Below are 18049 nucleotides of genomic sequence, written 5' to 3'. Positions count from 1 at the left end.
TGCTTCTATTTCAACCGTCAACTATCGAATGCTTGTTCGACAGCAGTCAAACGCTTGTTTGTCAAATGTCGGACAAGCATTTGACTATTGTCGAACAAGACCAATCCTATTACTTACGCAATAAAAAGCTATGAGACAAGACATAAATTCAAAGCTCTTATTTACAAGACGGTAATACCTTAGATGAAGAAATGCAGGAAACATGCAACCCGTCGTAAGCCAGATGAACATGAGGCGGCAACTCCTTCTCGACCTCCGCATGCAATCCGATACGGTGGCTCATGTGGATCAGATACGTTTCCTTCGGCCTTATCCGCTCGATATTGACAAGAGCCTCCTCCAACGATTCATGCGTCGGATGGGAACCTCGGCGAAGGGCGGTCAGGATCAGCACATCCAAGCCTTCCAGTTTGGCATATTCTTCTTCCGGAAGATACTTCACATCTGTCAGGTAGGCCATATTCCCGATACGATACCCTAAGATCGGCAGTTTCCCATGCATCACCCGGACCGGCATGACCGGGATTCCGGCAACCACGAAAGGCGCGTTTCCGATCCGGTGAAGTTCCAGGTTCGGAACTCCGGGATATTTATGGGCACGGAACACATACGGGATGCGCGTCTCGATGGCTTCCGCCACATTATCTTCCGCATACACGTCCACCCCCCTTTCACGGCAAAAAGGGCGCAGGTCGTCCAATCCGCCGACATGATCGTAATGTTCGTGCGAGATCAATACTGCATCCAGATGGTACGTCTTGCTACGGATCGCCTGCCAACGGAAATCCGGACCGCAATCCAGCAGAAGCCGTTTACCATCCGTCTCTACCAGCACGGACGTACGCAGACGCCAATCCCGCTTATCCGGACTGGTACACACCTCGCACTGACAACCTATTTCGGGAACTCCGGTAGAAGTACCCGTCCCTAAAAACATGATTTCCATTTATCCTACATATTTTACCTCTGGCATAATCTCGATACCGAACCGGTCATGAACGGCCGTACGAATACTTTCGGCAACCAATGCGATCTCATGCCCTTTGGCTTCACCCAAATTAACCAATACCAATGCCTGCTTTTCATATACGCCGACCGCACCATGCGACTTGCCTTTGAAACCGCACTGCTCGATCAACCAGCCTGCCGGCACTTTCACTTTTCCCTCTCCCGCCGGGTAAGACGGCATATCCGGATATTGCTCCTTCAACTTCCCGTAACATGCAACCGGAATAACCGGGTTCATAAAGAAACTTCCGGCATTTCCCAATTCATCGGGATCAGGCAATTTCTGACGACGGATCGAAATCACGGCGTCCCGCACGGCTTGCAACGTCATCTCCGGATATTTAGCCAGTTCCTCCTTCAAATTGCCGTAATTGACAGATAATCGAGGCTTTTTGCTCAAGCGTATATTGATATAAGTAACAATGTGCGGATCGTTATGCTCATCTTTGAAGAAACTCTTCCGGTAACCATAGAGGCATTCTTCATTGGTAAACGTACGTTTCTCGAACGAAAGCTGGTTATACGTCTCCACCATCTCGACCACATCCTTGATTTCCGTACCGTATGCCCCGATATTCTGGACAGCGGCAGCTCCGGCTTCGCCCGGAATATCGGAGAGGTTTTCTATTCCTCCCCAACCTTTGGACACGGCATAAGCGACTACGTCGTCCCATTTCTCGGCAGCCCCGATACGAAGCAGTACCGAATCGTCCGTCTCTTCCGCTACAGAGATCCCTTTTATCTGCGAATGCAAGATAATCCCGTTAAAATCATTTATGAATAACAAATTACTGCCACTTCCGATATGCAACGACAGACATTCCTGGAAATATTCGTCCCGAAGGATACGCCCCAGTTCCTCTTCATTCGTATACTCCATAAACCAGCGGGTCTTCACCGGAAGGTGAAAAGTATTATGTCTCTCCAGCGAGTAGTTCTCTTCTATTCTCATCTTGCGTATGTTTTTATTTTGCAGGACAAAAGTAACGATAAATATCAAATCAATCAGCAGGCATATAAAAAAGCGCTCCAAATATAGCAACCAAAGGCTATTTAACATTTTTTGTTTCGCTAATCGTAACAAATGCATATACGCGTTGTTAAATAAGAAATGAACGCTGATTTCTTTAATATGCAAAAAAAGATACAACATATCAATGAAAAGCGTACATTTGCCTTGAATATCATTAATTAAATAAAAACATTCATGAACAAAGCAGAATTGATTGAGGCCCTGGCCCAGAGATCGGGATTACAGAAACAAAAAGCGAAGAAATTGTTGGATGCTTATGTCGACATCGTAACAGAAGCCATGTCTAACAACGAAGAAATCGTATTGATCGGTTTCGGTACATTGATACCGCATCCGCAGACTGAACGTTTAGCTCGTAACCCAAAGACTGGAACACCTGTTATGATTCCAGCCAGAACGACCGTGAAGTTCAAACCGGGTAAGTATTTGTTGGATGCAATTAACAAACCCGGAGAAAAGAAGTAATACTTTTTTTACCTGACAAAGGGAGGCAATCTAAAAAAGGTTGCCTTCTTTTTTGCGACCTGTCCAAATTATAAGTAATTTCGGTGCCGGAAAATGACAATTTAATCATGAAAATAGTTAATCTTGGAGAATCAAACTCGGTGTTAAACCGGTTTGTCGCAGAACTGCGCGACATCAATATACAAAAAGACAGCATGCGCTTCCGCCGTAACATCGAGCGGATAGGTGAAATCATGGCTTACGAGATCAGTAAGGATTTCACTTACAGCACAAAAGACATTCAATCTCCTCTGGGAATAGCACCGATGAATACTCCCGACGATTCAGTCGTCATCAGTACGATCCTGCGTGCCGGTCTTCCCTACCATCAAGGCTTCCTAAGCTATCTGGACAATGCGGAAAATGCATTCGTTTCCGCTTACAGGAAATACAAGGACCGCCTGAACTTCGATATTCATATCGAATACATCGCTTCTCCCCGATTAACGGACAAGACATTGATTATAACGGACCCGATGCTGGCTACCGGCAGCTCCATGGAACTGGCCTATGAGGCATTGCGCACCAAAGGGCACCCGGCACATATCCATGTCGCTTCCATCATTGCCAGCAAGCAGGCAATCGAATATATCCAACGTAAAATGCCGGACGATATCACAACCGTATGGGTAGCGGCTGTCGACGATGAACTGGACGATCATTCTTACATCGTTCCGGGATTAGGCGACGCCGGTGATTTGTCTTACGGTGAGAAAGAATAAAATACAAATCTAATGGGGTAAAGTAAACCAGAAACGGGAACCTTTCCCTTCTTCGGACTCTACCCCGATTCTTCCGCCTACCTGTTCGATTATACTCTTGCAGATCGAGAGTCCCAAACCCGTCCCCTGCTTGAAACTGTTTCCTTTATAGAAACGGTCGAACACATGCTGCTGCACTTCGGGCGACATACCGTCTCCGGTATCCGTCACAGAGAATTCAATTTCATCCTGCCGTACCTCGTAACCAAGCACGATCGTTCCCCTGTTGGTATGCTTGATGGCATTATTAATAAAGTTGGATATGATCTGTGTCAGCCTCACCTTATCGCAACGCATAATACAGAAAGGCAGGTCCGGAGCCACACATAGCGCGACTTCAGCCGGCACTTTGATGCGCATCGAAACGACCAGTTCTTTACACAGTTCACGCAGGTCGACCTCGACAAGTTTCAATTCGATTATGCCGGATTCTATCTTGGCCAAATCCAGCACATCGGAAATCAACTGCAACAACAGTTCATTGTTTTTCTGGATAATCTCGACAAACTGCTTCTTTTCTTCCGGATCGTCCGTATCGACCAACAACGTGGAGAATCCGACAATGGCATTCAGCGGAGTCCGGATCTCATGGCTCATATTGGCAAGGAAAGCAGATTTCAAACGATCCAACTCTTCCGCTTTCTCACGCTGCATCTGCGTCTCCTTTAATTCGGTAATATCATAATTCACGCAAATCATTTCCAACTTCGTCGGATCGGTAGACTGTGTATTCCGCATCACATTCACACGAGTCCAACGCCAGTTCTCCCCATGCTTCACCCTTAATTCTTTCCGGATACAGTCAGACCGTCCTTTCTTTACGCGCTCGAAGAAATTAAGCATAACTCTTCGGTCTTCCGGATGAATCCGGTTATAAACGCCTATGACTTCCGGTAAGGGTGTTCCCTCTTTTTCACCTAAATTCTGATACCACTGGTCGATGGCATAACCGTCACGACTCAGCAGGTCGAATTTGGCATATCCTACCTTTGCAAAGCGGCTGACCAAACTGAAGAAATGTTCAAACTCTTCGATACGGTTATAGGCGAGCGCCTTATCCGTATTATCAAGATTGATGAACATATAATTAATCAGATCTCCATGTATATCATAGAGCATGCTGACTTTCGTAAAAAGATCGATCGTACCGCTCTTTACCGTCGGATAATAAGCATCGTTTTTAACGGTATTGAACGAATAATCAAGATGGAAAGAGACAGACTCCTGACGAATCAGCTTTTTCTGAACTTCGTCGGGGATTATCGGATTTTCAAAGATATTAATCCCTAAAGCCGACTCTTTGGAGGGAAGACCGAATATCTCGGCATCCATATTATTGAGATCCACCAAATAGCCATTCTTGTCATACAGCTCGATACCGACCGGTATATTGGTATAGATATTCCGAAGCAGTTTTTCGCTATGGTCCAATGCCTCATTGGTACGAGCCATCTTCGTTATTATACTGATGATATTCGAAATAGACGATAACCACTGGTAATCCTCCAAGCTCCACATACGATATTTATCCACTATATCTATCCCCATATATCCCCATGGCTCACCTTTGATTATCAACGGTATCAAAATCAGGGAACAAACGCCGCGCACTTTCAGATAACGTTTTTCCTCTGCCGCTTCAGGAGGCAATTCATCCAGATTGTTAATCAAAACCGGATATAAATTCCGTATCTTCTGTGTAGACCAGGGCAATGTCGCAACCGGAATGTTTTGCAAAGACAGACGAACAGGCTCAATCCCTTCACTACACACCTCATATGTGCAGCCGATCAGCCCTTCATCCCCATATTCCATAATATATACACGGCCTTTCGTATCGATCGAAAACAGAATCTCCGTAAGAGCCAAATGGATCGATTTGTGCAAATCATTTGTCTGGATAAAAGAATGCAAGGCACGGGACAAGCTCCCCAAATGCCTGAGAACACTATCGACTTGCCCATTCACAACAGGCCTGTTCTCCTCCGTCTCGCTGAAAGGGATCAACTGTAAAATACCCAATACGGTCAACTTGCCGTCGGGAGCCTTTTCACGTTTATAAATCTTTGTGCGGACAAACCTGTACCCATAACAAGTTTTCATCGGAAAGATCTGTTCGTATATGCCAATCCCTTTAAAGAAAGCGAACTCGTTGGCAATACGGTCCCGATAGTCTTCACGGATCAACAAAAGGAAATCTGCTAAGAGGATTTTCGGGCCATCCAACTCCAGGAGACTAATCAAATAGTCCGAACAGATATAACATCTTTCTTCAAAATCAGCTTCCCACCAGCCAACTTGAGCATTATCTAATATTAATTGATACCGGTCTACTTCCATGAACACGACTTTAGTTATCTTCCGTACAAAAGTCGTTATAATAAATCAGATCAACAAATTTTATTTCCCTTAATATTCAAGGTATTTCAATCCTATCATTTATCATAAAAAAAATAGCAGCACAAGCTAATTCCTGCCTATGCTGCTATTTAACTATAGATAAAAAAGCGTTATTTCAACTCTTTAATACGGATGTTACGGAACTTGACGGGAGAGCCATGACCTAAGAAACCGATATGTCCTTTCTTATTGAACAGGCCCGGATGTTCCTTATGGTCGGCCGTACCGTTCTTCGTCGCTTCCCGGATATTGCCTTCCATAATCACCACACCGTTGACCGTCACCTTGATATTATCGCCATCGGCTACAATTTCTTCATAATTCCATTCACCCGCAGGTTTGAACGCACTATGATGATCCGCCTTAGCCGGGATAATTCCATAAACGGAACCGTGATGCTGCAAAGGAGTAATATCCTTATAAATCGGATGTTCGCAATCCAGAATCTGGATTTCCATGCCGACATAAGCGGCATCCCCTTCCATCGGGGTACGGATACCGACACCGTTATTAGCACCCGGCGTCAATTGGAATTCGAAACGGTATACGAAGTTGCCATACTCGTCTTTCGTATATAAGTTTCCACCGTAGCTCTTGCTCGGAATCATGGAGATACAACCGTCTTCCAAGGTATAATCGACTGTATTGCCTGTCCATTCATGCATGTTCGTACCGTCGAACAAAATCTTGAATCCTTCCTTCTCTTCTTCGGCTGAAAGTTTGAACGGTTCCTTGCGTTCCAGCTCTTTTACATAAATATTCCGGTAATAGACCTTGCTGCCATGAGCCTGCAATTCGATCTGTTCGGTCGGGAAGATCGGGAGTTTACGATCCCAATAGTTCTCCAGGATCACATCATCCACAACTTTCTCTCCATTCAACACGACAGTTACACGGTCACCAACCATCTTGATATAGAAGCTGTTCCATTCACCCAACTTATTATCTGCCACTTTCGACGGTTTGCTCTCGTTCACCTGGTTGTTGTATAGTCCACCGGAACCGACCTGCGCCCCTACGTTTACACGTGCAGTATCCCAAATCTGTACCTGAGGCGTACCACGCAGGTAAATACCGGCATCCGCTTCGGGACCGGCCGGATCGAGCATCCAGTCCACATACATTTCGAAATCGCCATACTGTTTTTCAGTACACAAGTTATCGTAACCGCTTCCTTCGAATACCAATAGGCCATTTTCGACCTTCCAATCCCGACGCATGTTTTCATCGGCTTTCACCTGCTCTTTAGCCAACTGTGCCGGTTTCATTTTCGCACGTGCAATCGGGTTTTGTACCAAACCTTTCCAGCCGGTCAAATCCTTGCCGTTGAACAACGAGACGAATCCTTCGCCCTGCGGCATCTCGGCCAGATGTTTCTTGATCGCTTCCTTCTGGTAACCTGCATCCGGATTGTCAAGCACATCCATCACCTTGTTCAACAAGGCACGGACATTCGCCCCCATATATTCCTTATTGCCCAAAGCGATATTCATAACAGCATTGGCAGCAGCCTGTTGCACAGGTTTCTGGTCCAGGAATTCGCCGGCATACAACATGCCCAAGAATGTTCCGGTATTTTCAATCTGTTGCAGGATGGCGATCTTCTGTGCATCCGTTTTAGCTATTTCCATTGCCTTACGCAGGCTCAACAAACGGTTTTCACCTGTAAAGGCCGGATTGGAAACCAGTTTCACATAGGTAGTGAGAGCCGGATCAAAATAATCGGACGACGGGTTTTCCTTGCAGATCGTATATAATTCGTCCGCCACTTCAATACCCTTCCAGTTCAGCAAAGCTTCGAAGGCAGCATCTCGTTTAACCCCCGTATTGGAACGAAAACCTTTCACGATCGTCGCCAACGCATCCGGCTGGCCGGTAGAAGACAACACCAGATAATACAAATAATCCTTATTGCCAGCCTGCAACATACGGCGTGTCACCATTTCTACCCGGTCGGCAGCAGGAAGAGAGGACAATGCCGAAATAACAGCCCGTTGCATAGGAGGAACAGCCAATGCGTCGGCTGTTTCCAGCATACCGCACATATTGGTTATATCCCGTTCTCCCACCACATCCTTCAAAGCCACGTAAGCCGCTGCCTTCACTTCAGGAGCACCCGTCTGGATCTGATCCAGCACGGTGTTGATATTAGCAGTAGCCTTGCGCATGGCCAACAATTCGAGTCCGGCTATTTTGCCTGCATTGGCAGCAGAAGAGACAGCCTTCGCCACCGCTCCGTCGATATCTCCGGGGAAAGCGGCCAGAGCATCCTGTCCTAACAAGACAACTTGCTTGTCATCGTTCTTCAGCAATTCGGCCAACGAAGGGATATAAGACTTATCACCTATCTTCACCAATGTCCAAGCGGCAGCCTGCTTCACGTCGAAGTCGGCATCACCGAGCTGCTCCAACAAGATTTGCTTGGCAGGAAGATCGAAACGTATTTCCAGATTCTGGATAATATCGTGTTTGGACGGTTTCTTGGCCTCGCGTCCGATCCAGTTCAAGAGATCTATTTTCAATTCCGGTTTGGCTTTCGGAACCATTTTCATCAGTTCGATATACAACTCCTTATCCGCAAAACCGGAAGCGTAGCTCAAAGCCGCATTCCGGTAGTTCTTGCTCGGATCTTTCATGGCAGCGATGACCATTTTGGATACTTTGGCCGGTTCCTCGGTAGCTAAAAGTATCTGCAAGGCGGCTTCCCGTGTCTGTTCCTGTCCGGCCTTGGCCGCTTCTTTCTGCAATTTCTTTGCGGCCTTCATCACCGCCACGCGATCACTCTCTACCAATCGTTTCAACAAAGCGATATAAGCTTCGTTGGCACCGGTCATTTCCATTGTGTAACCGGCGTTCTCGGCCGCTTTCGCCAAAACCGGCAAGGAATTAGGACCTCCGATGCAACTCAAGGCAAACAAGACCTCTTTCTGCATATTCGGATCAGATGCTCCCTGCAACGCCAACAAGACAGGTTCAGCCCCATCCACCCGGGCATCAGCAATCGCACGGATCACATCCTTTTGTGTTTTAGGAGAACCGGAACGGCTCTTCAAGGCTGCAACCAATGCCTGTCCGGCTTTTTCGCTACCGTTGGCAGCCAGCGCACGGGCGGCAGGACCGCTCAACGACTCATCGTTCAGATAAGAAGCCAGTACATCTATGCATTCGTCTTTTCCCAACATCTGAAGTTGACGGATAATAAACGCTTTCGTTTCGCGCTCGTTTACCATTTCCAACGCCTTCAGATAAGCATTTGCAGTCACCAACCGGGCATTCTCCTCGCCTTTTGCCATGACATAATGTGTCAGGCCGCTCAAGGCGTAGTCGACATTTGCGTTGCTACCTTTGCCCGGAGCATTTATCATGTTTACCAGCATCAGAACACCTTCTTCGCCGGTAGAGCTCAAATCACCAATCAGTTTATTGTACGCCGCTTGTTTCGCCGCAGGCATCTGAGCCAACACATCGGCAGCGGTCGTTTTGGCCGTACGGTTGGCCGGAGTCTGCGCCATCAGCATGCTTCCGCATAACAGTAAGGCAGCTATTGATATATATGCTTTTCTCATTATGTTTCGAATTTTGAATGAATTAAATATTCCAGGGTGCTCTCATCGGCTGGTCCAGCAAACGATTTGCAGCCTCGTCGTCAATAAATTCAAGTTTTACAGGATCGAAATTCAGTGTCCGGTTCAAACGTAGAGCCACCGCTCCCATATTGACAATAGTAGCCGAACGGAAACCATTCTTCTCGTTCAGGGCGAAAGGCTGGCGTGTCTTCACACATTCGATAAAGTCCGTAACCTGCGGTTCAGGTTCGGGGAAGTCGGCAAGTTTCTTCTCCCAATCAGGAATATCGCATACAAAATTCTTATAAACATTACCTTTCGGTCCGGCGATATACGGCGTATTCGGATCACCGAAATCCCCCCCCCCAAAGGACGATCTGACAACCATCGTCATACGTGTAGGTAATGGAACGCCAAGTACCGACAGCGTCCGGATGTTGTTGCGGAGCATCCACTTCCACTTTAACGGGGCTGGTATCGTCTTTACCTAATATATATTGTACGGGATCGATATAGTGCTGCCCCATATCTCCGAGTCCGCCTCCGTCATAATCCCAGTATCCGCGGAAAGTCTGGTGTACGCGATGCGGATTATAAGGCTTGTAAGGAGCCGGGCCAAGCCACATGTCGTAATCCAGTTCTGACGGGACCGGTTGCGGTTCGAGATATTCTTTTCCTACCCAGAAGAACTTCCAGTTGAAACCGGTATGCGCACTGATCGTCACCTTCAACGGCCATCCCAACAATCCGCTTTGTACCAGTTTTTTCAACGGCTTGACGGGAGTGCCCAGTCCGTAAAACTGGTCTGTAAAACGGAACCATGTATTCAGGCGGAACATACGCCCGTATTGCTGTACGGCCTCCATCACGCGCTTTCCTTCACCGATCGTACGGGTCATCGGTTTTTCACACCAGATATCTTTTCCGGCTTTAGCGGCTTCGACGGACATGATACCATGCCAATGAGGCGGAGTGGCGATGTGCACGATATCGACATTCGGATCCAGAATCAAATCGCGGAAATCATGATAAGCGGCTATTTTTTCCTTCACCAGTTTCTTTCCCAGTTCAAGGTGATTTTTATCAACGTCACAAACGGCAACCAAACGTGTACCGGCATAGCCCACATGGCCTCTTCCCATCCCTCCGGTACCAATAATACCTTTAGTCAATTGATCACTTGGAGCAATATACCCGTTTCCCAATACGTGGCGCGGCACAATCGAAAAGAGCGCAACCCCTCCAAGAGTTTTCAGAAAACCTCTTCTGCTTGTTCTCATAATAAAATAATAATTTATATAGATTAGCAACCTATTATTTAAAAATATAAACAATATCTGACAAATATACTAATTATCTAATAATTCTTGCAGATATTCACGTGTTTTTATCACATAATCATGTCTTGCACCATTCAATTCGCATTCAATAGTCAATGCTCCCTGAAATCCTTGCTTCTTCAGTTCAGCTATGACGGCCGGGAAATTCACCTCTCCGGTAGGGATGGGCACTTCTGCTCCCAATTCATACGGATTGTTCGGGTCCGGATATTTACCGTCTTTTGCATGGAATTCCTTGATCAGGCTACCGAACTGCTTCACGGCATCCAGAGAATTCGCTTTCCCGTACATCAATAGATTAGCCAGATCGCAATTGATAAACACATTGCCCGTAGCTATGTCTTTAATGGCACGGATCAAAGTTGTCGGCGTTTCCTGTCCGGTTTCAAAATAGATCATCACGTTGCGTTCCTTAGCATAATTTGCCAAATCCTGCATAACCTTGATAAAATCTTTGTATTGTTCGGAAGAGGGATCTTCCGGTATAAAACCGAAATGGGAGTGCATGGCAGGCACTTCCGCCATAGCGCAAAAATCAATCATCTCGTGATATACTTTAATTTTCTCTGCCCGTTCTTCTTTCGGGACCAGACCGATCGTCGCCGGTCCTTGACGGAAATTCCAAACACAATGGCTTCCGGGTACGCCGACAACTGTTGTCACTTTTATATTATGTTTCTTGGATGCCGCCTTTACTTTTTCAGCAAAATCTTTTGTAAACTTGTTTTTCTGATAATTAAGCTCACAAGAGCCGAATCCCTGTTCATGCAGGTCTTTAAAGCTTTTATCGATATCGCCCAAATCATACTGGATGACCCCGATCGTTATCTTATCTTGAGCCATCATTCCGGAACACATAAACAACAAAGCAAAAATCAATAAAGAGAATTTAGTTTTCATCGCCTGATATAGATTAAGTTAATAAATAACGAAAACAAAAAAAGAGGGACAACCAAAGGGTTGTAAGTCTTTTTGGCCTCCCTCTTTATTTATGAAAAAACAAAAGTAATAATTTATTCCATTGTCGGATTAAAAGTTCCGCCCCAATTATTGTTTTGTTCGAGATTTGGATTTTCGTCAAGGTTGGCCTTCTGAATCGGGAAGAAATAGAATGATTCTTCAATTACAAATTCTCTTTCCGCCGCTTCTGTATAAGGAACTTGATGAATCACATAACGAAAATCTCCGGTAGTCAACTCATTGTTATTGATTTTTGCTCTGGCAGTGTTCAAATCCATGTCCGTGCCATCAGAGTTGATAGCGATCGCTTCAAGTCCATGCTTAGTCCAGCCAGCCAACTTCATCATATTACGCGTACGGCGCAAATCCCAAAAACGATGACCTTCGAAACACAGCTCTATATTGCGTTCATCCAAAATAGCCTGACGAATCTCTTCACGATTTCCGACTTTCAATCCATAAAGTCCATCGTTTCCGGCTTCGATTCCGGCACGTTTACGAATCTGCTTCAACATTTCGACAGCGGCATCCGAATGTCCGGTCTCATTAGCCGCTTCGGCATAGATAAACATCACTTCGGCAAAACGCATCAGAATGTAATCAATGTCATATGTCATCACCTTATCTTGAGTCAATGTCAAATCTGCAGCTTTATAAATATAAAAGCCAGAGAAAATATCATTGTTCACAGCATTCGTATGCGCATTCGGATTCACACCATACTGATCATCCGGACTACTGACTCCCAATGCATTATATTGTCTATAGTCAGCATGTTTTCCAGCCACCGGATATTCCCGACCATTATATAAACAGACATTATTGAAGCGCGGATCACGATTCTGCCAGAAAGACTTCAGTAAAGCCTGTTCGTCTCCAACATAATATTTACTACTCGGATCATCATACTGTTTTCCATCCAACATAGGAAAGCTTTTTACAAACTCCCAAGTCGGGTTACTATAAGATTTGTCACGGCTGACAGAAGCAGGACGAGTCGTGTACTCCCACGATGAAGTTTTATTCGGATTCGAGTTTACCACCGGAAAAACCACCTCCGGTCCTTGTTCCTGTATCCAGATATCCGCATAATCCGGAGTCAAAGCTATACCTTTAGCCACACAAAAATCATAAGCTTCTTTTGCTGCCACATAGGCTTCCTCCCAATAAGCATTGCCATACGGATTGTTCGGATTGAACTGCGGAGAGGCTTTCAACAACAAAGTCTTTGCTTTCCATGCTTTGGCAAAACACTGGTCGATACGTCCGTAATCGGCTGAACTTCCGGCAATCTTCTCAGGCAACAATGTGATGGCATGATCCAAATCTTCAACCATAAATTGGAAACACTCCGGAGTAGAATTACGTTTTACATATAAATCATCCGTATCCTTGTCTTGCGGAACCTTTATATATGGAACGCCACCATGATGCAAAACCATCCAATAATACATATAGGCACGCATGAAATAGGCCTGTCCCAACAAGCCATTAGCCGTTTTGCTATCCAACAGCCCTTCTTCCAAACGTTTGATAGCTTCGTTGATATGACGGATCGTCGTGTAATCCCACTTTTTATAAGCACTTCCCGACTCCGTGATAGTTCCTAAATACCACGGCATCCCGGTTACCTGCTCCGAATTGCCATCAGCAGAAGCGCTCCAATTGCCAAAGCATTCCGAATAAAGGTTGTTCACGTAAGCCGTAGCCAGATTAACGTCATCCCAAACCATCGACTCATCGTAACTGTTCAAGTTGTCGATATCCAACGTATCGCAACCGGTTGCCATTCCTCCCAATACGAAGGCTGCACTTATTATGGCATATTTGATTTTATTCATTTTCATATTCTTCCTGATTTAAAATTAGAATGAGAAATTAAGACCAAAAGAGAATGTTCTCATCAACGGATAGGAATCATAATATTTCTGTTCCGGATCCAAAAATTCCGTTACGTCCGAAATACAGAACAAGTTGGTCGCATTGGCAAATACCTGAGCATGCGTAAGTCCCAATGGGCGAAGGATCGCTTTCGGCAGATCATACCCGATGTTCAAATTCTTCAAACGCAAGTATGCGCCGTTACGCATCCAGTAACTTGTATTTCCTGCACCGGATTCATACCAACTGTTACCCACAATACGCGGATAAACACCATTCGGATTCAACTCAGGATCGTACACTTTATCACTCGTCCAAATCGGGAAATAAGGACGGACAGCACCACCATGCTGATAGAAACCGCCATCGACACCGCCAACAAAACGGTCATATTTGCCGACCCCCTGGAAATGCACGTCTATCGTGATGCCTTTCCATTTAATATTGCCTCCAAAACCATAATTGATTCGTGGCGTACCGTTTTCACTTAACAAATTATACGCATCATTACCATCAATTCGTCCATCGGGACCTTCCGTATATCCGTCACCACGCGTATCTTTATATAAAATACCGCCCAGATACGGGTCACGTCCGTATTGTTTGAATCCTTTAGCTTTCAATGCTTCAACTTCAGCCGGATCCGTCAATAAATGATCCGCAATCAAACCGGTCAATATCCCGTCAGCTTTACCTAATGGCGACAGGGCGTACAGGTTTCCTCCTTCCCGATAAGTCGCCTCAACATCCAGAACATCCCAACGGTCACGAGCAAAGCCCAAGTTTACATATGCCGAATAGTCGATCGCTCCGTTAGCCGCCTTATCCATCCAAGTCAGAGCCAACTCACCTCCTCGCCAAGAACGTTCAGCATAGTTTTCCGGAGCCAACGCCTGGCCATACGTGCTCGGAAGAGTCACCGTACGCGGGCCAAGGATATCCACTTCTTTCCGGTAGAAAACATCCAACGTACCGGACAACCGGTTGTTGAAGAACCCGAAATCCAAACCACCGTTATATGTGGTGGAAGTCGCCCAAGTCAGTGTCGAGTTTGGTGTAGCCCCGGCCACGATCGTATTGGCCAAATTGCTGCCGAAAACATATGTTCCACCCGTGTTATACTTCTGCAAATAAGAAAAAGCCGTAATCTTGTCGATCGGATCCTTACTCAAATCCAAGTCATTACCAGTCGTACCATACGAAGCACGCAACTTCAAATTACTCAACCAGTCGGTCGTGTTTTCCATGAATGATTCTTCGCTTAGACGCCATGCTGCCGAAACAGAAGGGAAAAACCCCCAACGATGTCCATCAGGGAACAACGTATTCCCATCATAACGGAAAGAGAACTCGGCTATATACTTCTGGTCGAATGTATAGTTAAAACGGCCAATCCAAGAAAGGCGTCCGCCGGTATATTCTTCTGCGTCACCCCAACGACGTTCAGCATCTTTCGAATAATTAAACATCTGGTCCAAGTTAGCAAGCGGCTGTTCCCCTTTTGCTTGTATCCATTCGCCTCCATTAGCAGCTTGTTCGAATACAATCATTGCATTGACATCATGTTTGCCAAACGTATTGGCATAGTTCACAAACCAGTTAAACTGCTCAGTCCATAACTGTTTGGCCCGGTAATCCAAGTTCTCATAATTCTGAGAGAAATTGAACGTGTTGTACTCATTCAAGTTTAAAGGAGCCGGCAAGAAACGATTTCCTTCAGGATCTGCCTGCTGAAATTTATAGTTCTTCTGGAAAGTCATGAAACGTTTCCGGTTATAGTCATGCCCAATATAGCTGCCCATAATCTTCGTGCTCAAACCTTTCGTAATGAAATCCAAGTTAAAATCGAACGAAACGATCCCATTCATATTGCGCCGACGAGTCTTCAGATAACGGTTGCCGACAACCTGGTCTACAGGATTCCATCCTTGCCATGAACCATAATCCTGATAAATCGGATAATCTGTAATCGTAGCAGAAGGTGTCCCGTCCAAATTAGAGTAGAACGGCGTTGTTTTCATCGCATTGAACGTACAACGGTATAAATCATACACAGCCTGGTCGTCGTCATCCGAGAACGGCCAATAGAAACGCTTGTCATTAGACTGATTCGCATCCAAGTTGACATTCATCTTAATGTATTTGCTCAATTCCACCGTTAAATTCGAGCGCAAAGAAAATTTCTTATTTTCCAACGATACATAAGAACCTTCTTCAGCTAAGAAAGACCCCATTACATAATATTGCACTTTCTCGCTTCCGCCTGTCACACTCAAAGAATGTTTTGTGTTCCAAGGATTCTGCCAAATATAATCGTTTACATTATAATTGATATTGTTATCACGGAAGTAAGCATATTCCGCCTCACCGTTCGGCTCTTTCGTACCTTGGAAACGAGCTACTGCATTTTGATAATCCAAGTCATCGATAGCCGTCCATCTATCCGCAAACAGTTCTTGGGTCGGTTTACTAAAAGCATAGGATCCCTGATAGTTAAACACAGGTTTCTGATTCCTAACACCCCCTTTTGTCGTTACCAACACAACACCATTACCGGCAGCCGATCCGTAAATAGAAGCAGACGCGGCATCTTTCAGGAAGCTCATCTGATCTATTTCGTACGGTTCCAAATTATCAAAAGCCTCTTTATCACGGATAACACCATCGATAACGAACAACGGATCGCCGAATCCACCACGCATACGGATCTCAGAAGAAGCTCCCATCAGACCGGAATTACCGGTAATGGTTGCTCCGGGAGCACGTCCGGCCAAGGAATTGGACAAGTTAGTATTAGGAATAACCGACAGTTCTTCCGACTTCACATTCGAAATGGATCCTGTCATATTTACCTTTTTCTGCACACCGTACCCAACCACGACAACTTCATCCAATTTCTGGGTATCTTCATGCAAGGTGATTTGGAATGTACTTTTATCTTTCGTCACTAAAACTTCCTGATCCAAATATCCGATATAAGAAATGAGCAAAGTGGCTCCATCAGGAATTCCATCCAACGTAAATTCCCCGTCAATATTTGTGATCGTTCCAACCCCTGCTCCATCTTTCAAAACAATATTCGCGCCAATCACCGGCAAACCGGTATCATCGACAATAACACCCGATATTTTTTTCTTCTGCTGTTGGATTACCGTCACAACAGGTTCGGAATGGACAGCTCTTTTAGAATTATCATCCTTCAGGAATACCCGGTTATTTACTATCTTATAAGAGATACCCGTATTTCTAAATACCTCTTTCAGAACATTTTCTATATGTTCATTTTTAAGATTAACAGATACTTTGGAGATTTTCTTATTCAATAAGGTCTCATCATAAGAAAATTCATATCCCGTCTGTTCGCTGATACTTCGTATGACGGTACCGACCGTTGTTTGATTCAAGGCCAGTTCCAGATTCACATACAAAGAATGCGCATCGCTTGTCGCCATGGCGGGCGATGCGGCTGACAAAAACATTGCTAATGTAGCAATTGATGCATTTTTAATCATACATGTGATTCAATAATGTTAGTACTAAGTTCTTAAGTTATAGTTTTCTTTTGCTTGTGTGTGTTTTGCTTTTTTGTTCTGTTATTTCACCATAGGCATTCATTTTTTATTATTCATATATAAAGATTTCCTTCCCCTCTATCCGGTATTGGATGGGAGCTAAAAATTTCAAGAGTTTCAGGATGTCAGGCAAGCTTTCATCCTCATTGATCACACATCGGAACTTGCGCCGGGCAAGTTTCGATGATTCCAGATTTATGTTTACATTAAATTTTACGGAGAGCTGGTTGACTATTTCCCTGAGCGTGACATTTTCGAAAACAAACTGGTTCAGTCGCCACGCCGTACATATATTTACATCCACAACATCTGTGGCATATTCGTTTTTATTGTTGTCATATGTCACCTTTTCCCCCGGCGACATGTCTAAAACGGTTTTCCCTTGCTTATCGAGTAAAGCAACTTTACCTCTTGCTAAAACGGTTTCTACGCTTTGGTGTTTCTTGTCTGTTTTTACATTGAAAGCGGTTCCAAGAACCTCGATATTCACATAATCCGTCGAAACATATAGTGGAGATTGTGCATTCTTTGCAACGTCAAAGAATGCCTCTCCTTGCAAGGAGAGTTTACGGTTGTCGGTTGCAAAAGTTTCAGGCATTTTCAGAGAGGAACCTGATTTTAACCAGACAGTCGACCCATCCGCAAGCACTATTTTTTTCACATCTTCCCCTTGTTTCACCGTAATCGTCACATAATTGGCAGGCTTCAAATAGTTCCATCCCACATAAGAAAAAGAAACAAGCAGCAAAATTACGGCTGCATATCTCATCACGGAACGAAACAATTGAAACCGCCTTCTACTATTTATCTTGGCATTCAATCCATTCAATGCCTTTTCGATATACTCAGACGTATTATATTGAGTAAACTTCCACGAAACGCGAAGTCTCACCAATTTAGAAAAAACTTCTTCATTCTCAATTGATAAAGCACGCCACTCTTCCACCTTTTCCATTTCTTCGGGAGAAAGCATATCGGTCAAATATTTCGCTAAAAGTCTATAATCAAAATCCATTTTATTTCT

10 protein-coding genes and 1 pseudogene are annotated in these 18049 nt (G+C 44.9%); 2 read left to right on the top strand and 9 right to left on the bottom strand.

Annotated elements, in window-relative coordinates:
* Positions 1–157: 157 nt before the first annotated feature.
* Together ACW6QF_RS11810 and murB are read right to left on the bottom strand one after the other, a co-directional pair.
* Positions 158–946, bottom strand: a complete 789-nt coding sequence (locus ACW6QF_RS11810; RefSeq protein WP_456087977.1) for an MBL fold metallo-hydrolase — start codon at positions 944–946, stop codon at positions 158–160.
* Positions 947–1969: a UDP-N-acetylmuramate dehydrogenase gene (murB, locus tag ACW6QF_RS11805; RefSeq protein ID WP_456088020.1), complete on the bottom strand. Its 1023-nt coding sequence runs from the start codon at positions 1967–1969 to the stop codon at positions 947–949. It lies immediately after the preceding gene.
* A 246-nt stretch (positions 1970–2215) separates the two neighbouring features.
* Here murB and ACW6QF_RS11800 point away from each other — a divergent pair, with 246 nt between their 5' ends.
* The gene (locus ACW6QF_RS11800; protein WP_298553672.1) at positions 2216–2506 is read left to right on the top strand and encodes an HU family DNA-binding protein; all 291 of its coding nucleotides are present in this window, start codon (positions 2216–2218) and stop codon (positions 2504–2506) included.
* A 107-nt stretch (positions 2507–2613) separates the two neighbouring features.
* Positions 2614–3267: a uracil phosphoribosyltransferase gene (gene upp / locus ACW6QF_RS11795; protein ID WP_456087976.1), complete on the top strand. Its 654-nt coding sequence runs from the start codon at positions 2614–2616 to the stop codon at positions 3265–3267.
* Between the two features lie 9 nt (positions 3268–3276).
* On the opposite strand, the gene ACW6QF_RS11790 is transcribed toward upp, so the two are convergent.
* From ACW6QF_RS11790 to ACW6QF_RS11760, 7 genes and pseudogenes are all read right to left on the bottom strand, one after another.
* The gene (locus ACW6QF_RS11790; RefSeq protein WP_456087975.1) at positions 3277–5646 is read right to left on the bottom strand and encodes a sensor histidine kinase; all 2370 of its coding nucleotides are present in this window, start codon (positions 5644–5646) and stop codon (positions 3277–3279) included.
* 170 nt (positions 5647–5816) lie between these two features.
* Positions 5817–9272 (bottom strand): family 16 glycoside hydrolase, encoded by a 3456-nt coding sequence (locus ACW6QF_RS11785; RefSeq protein WP_456087974.1) that lies wholly within the window; start codon positions 9270–9272, stop codon positions 5817–5819.
* A gap of 22 nt (positions 9273–9294) precedes the next feature.
* Positions 9295–10552 (bottom strand): annotated as a pseudogene (locus ACW6QF_RS11780) (Gfo/Idh/MocA family oxidoreductase).
* A 69-nt stretch (positions 10553–10621) separates the two neighbouring features.
* The gene (locus tag ACW6QF_RS11775) at positions 10622–11512 is read right to left on the bottom strand and encodes a sugar phosphate isomerase/epimerase family protein (protein ID WP_298553685.1); all 891 of its coding nucleotides are present in this window, start codon (positions 11510–11512) and stop codon (positions 10622–10624) included.
* Positions 11513–11625: 113 nt separating this feature from the next.
* Positions 11626–13419 carry a RagB/SusD family nutrient uptake outer membrane protein gene (locus tag ACW6QF_RS11770; RefSeq protein ID WP_456087973.1) on the bottom strand — a complete coding sequence of 598 codons (1794 nt, stop codon included), beginning with the start codon at positions 13417–13419 and terminating at the stop codon, positions 11626–11628.
* Between the two features lie 18 nt (positions 13420–13437).
* The gene (locus ACW6QF_RS11765; RefSeq protein ID WP_456087972.1) at positions 13438–16965 is read right to left on the bottom strand and encodes a TonB-dependent receptor; all 3528 of its coding nucleotides are present in this window, start codon (positions 16963–16965) and stop codon (positions 13438–13440) included.
* Between the two features lie 109 nt (positions 16966–17074).
* The gene (locus tag ACW6QF_RS11760) at positions 17075–18040 is read right to left on the bottom strand and encodes a FecR family protein (RefSeq protein ID WP_456087971.1); all 966 of its coding nucleotides are present in this window, start codon (positions 18038–18040) and stop codon (positions 17075–17077) included.
* Between the last annotated feature and the right edge of the window lie 9 nt (positions 18041–18049).

This window comes from Parabacteroides sp. (genome assembly GCF_977054455.1).
Note: the sequence above shows the minus strand (reverse complement) of the source record. Positions and strands in the feature narration are given on the sequence as shown.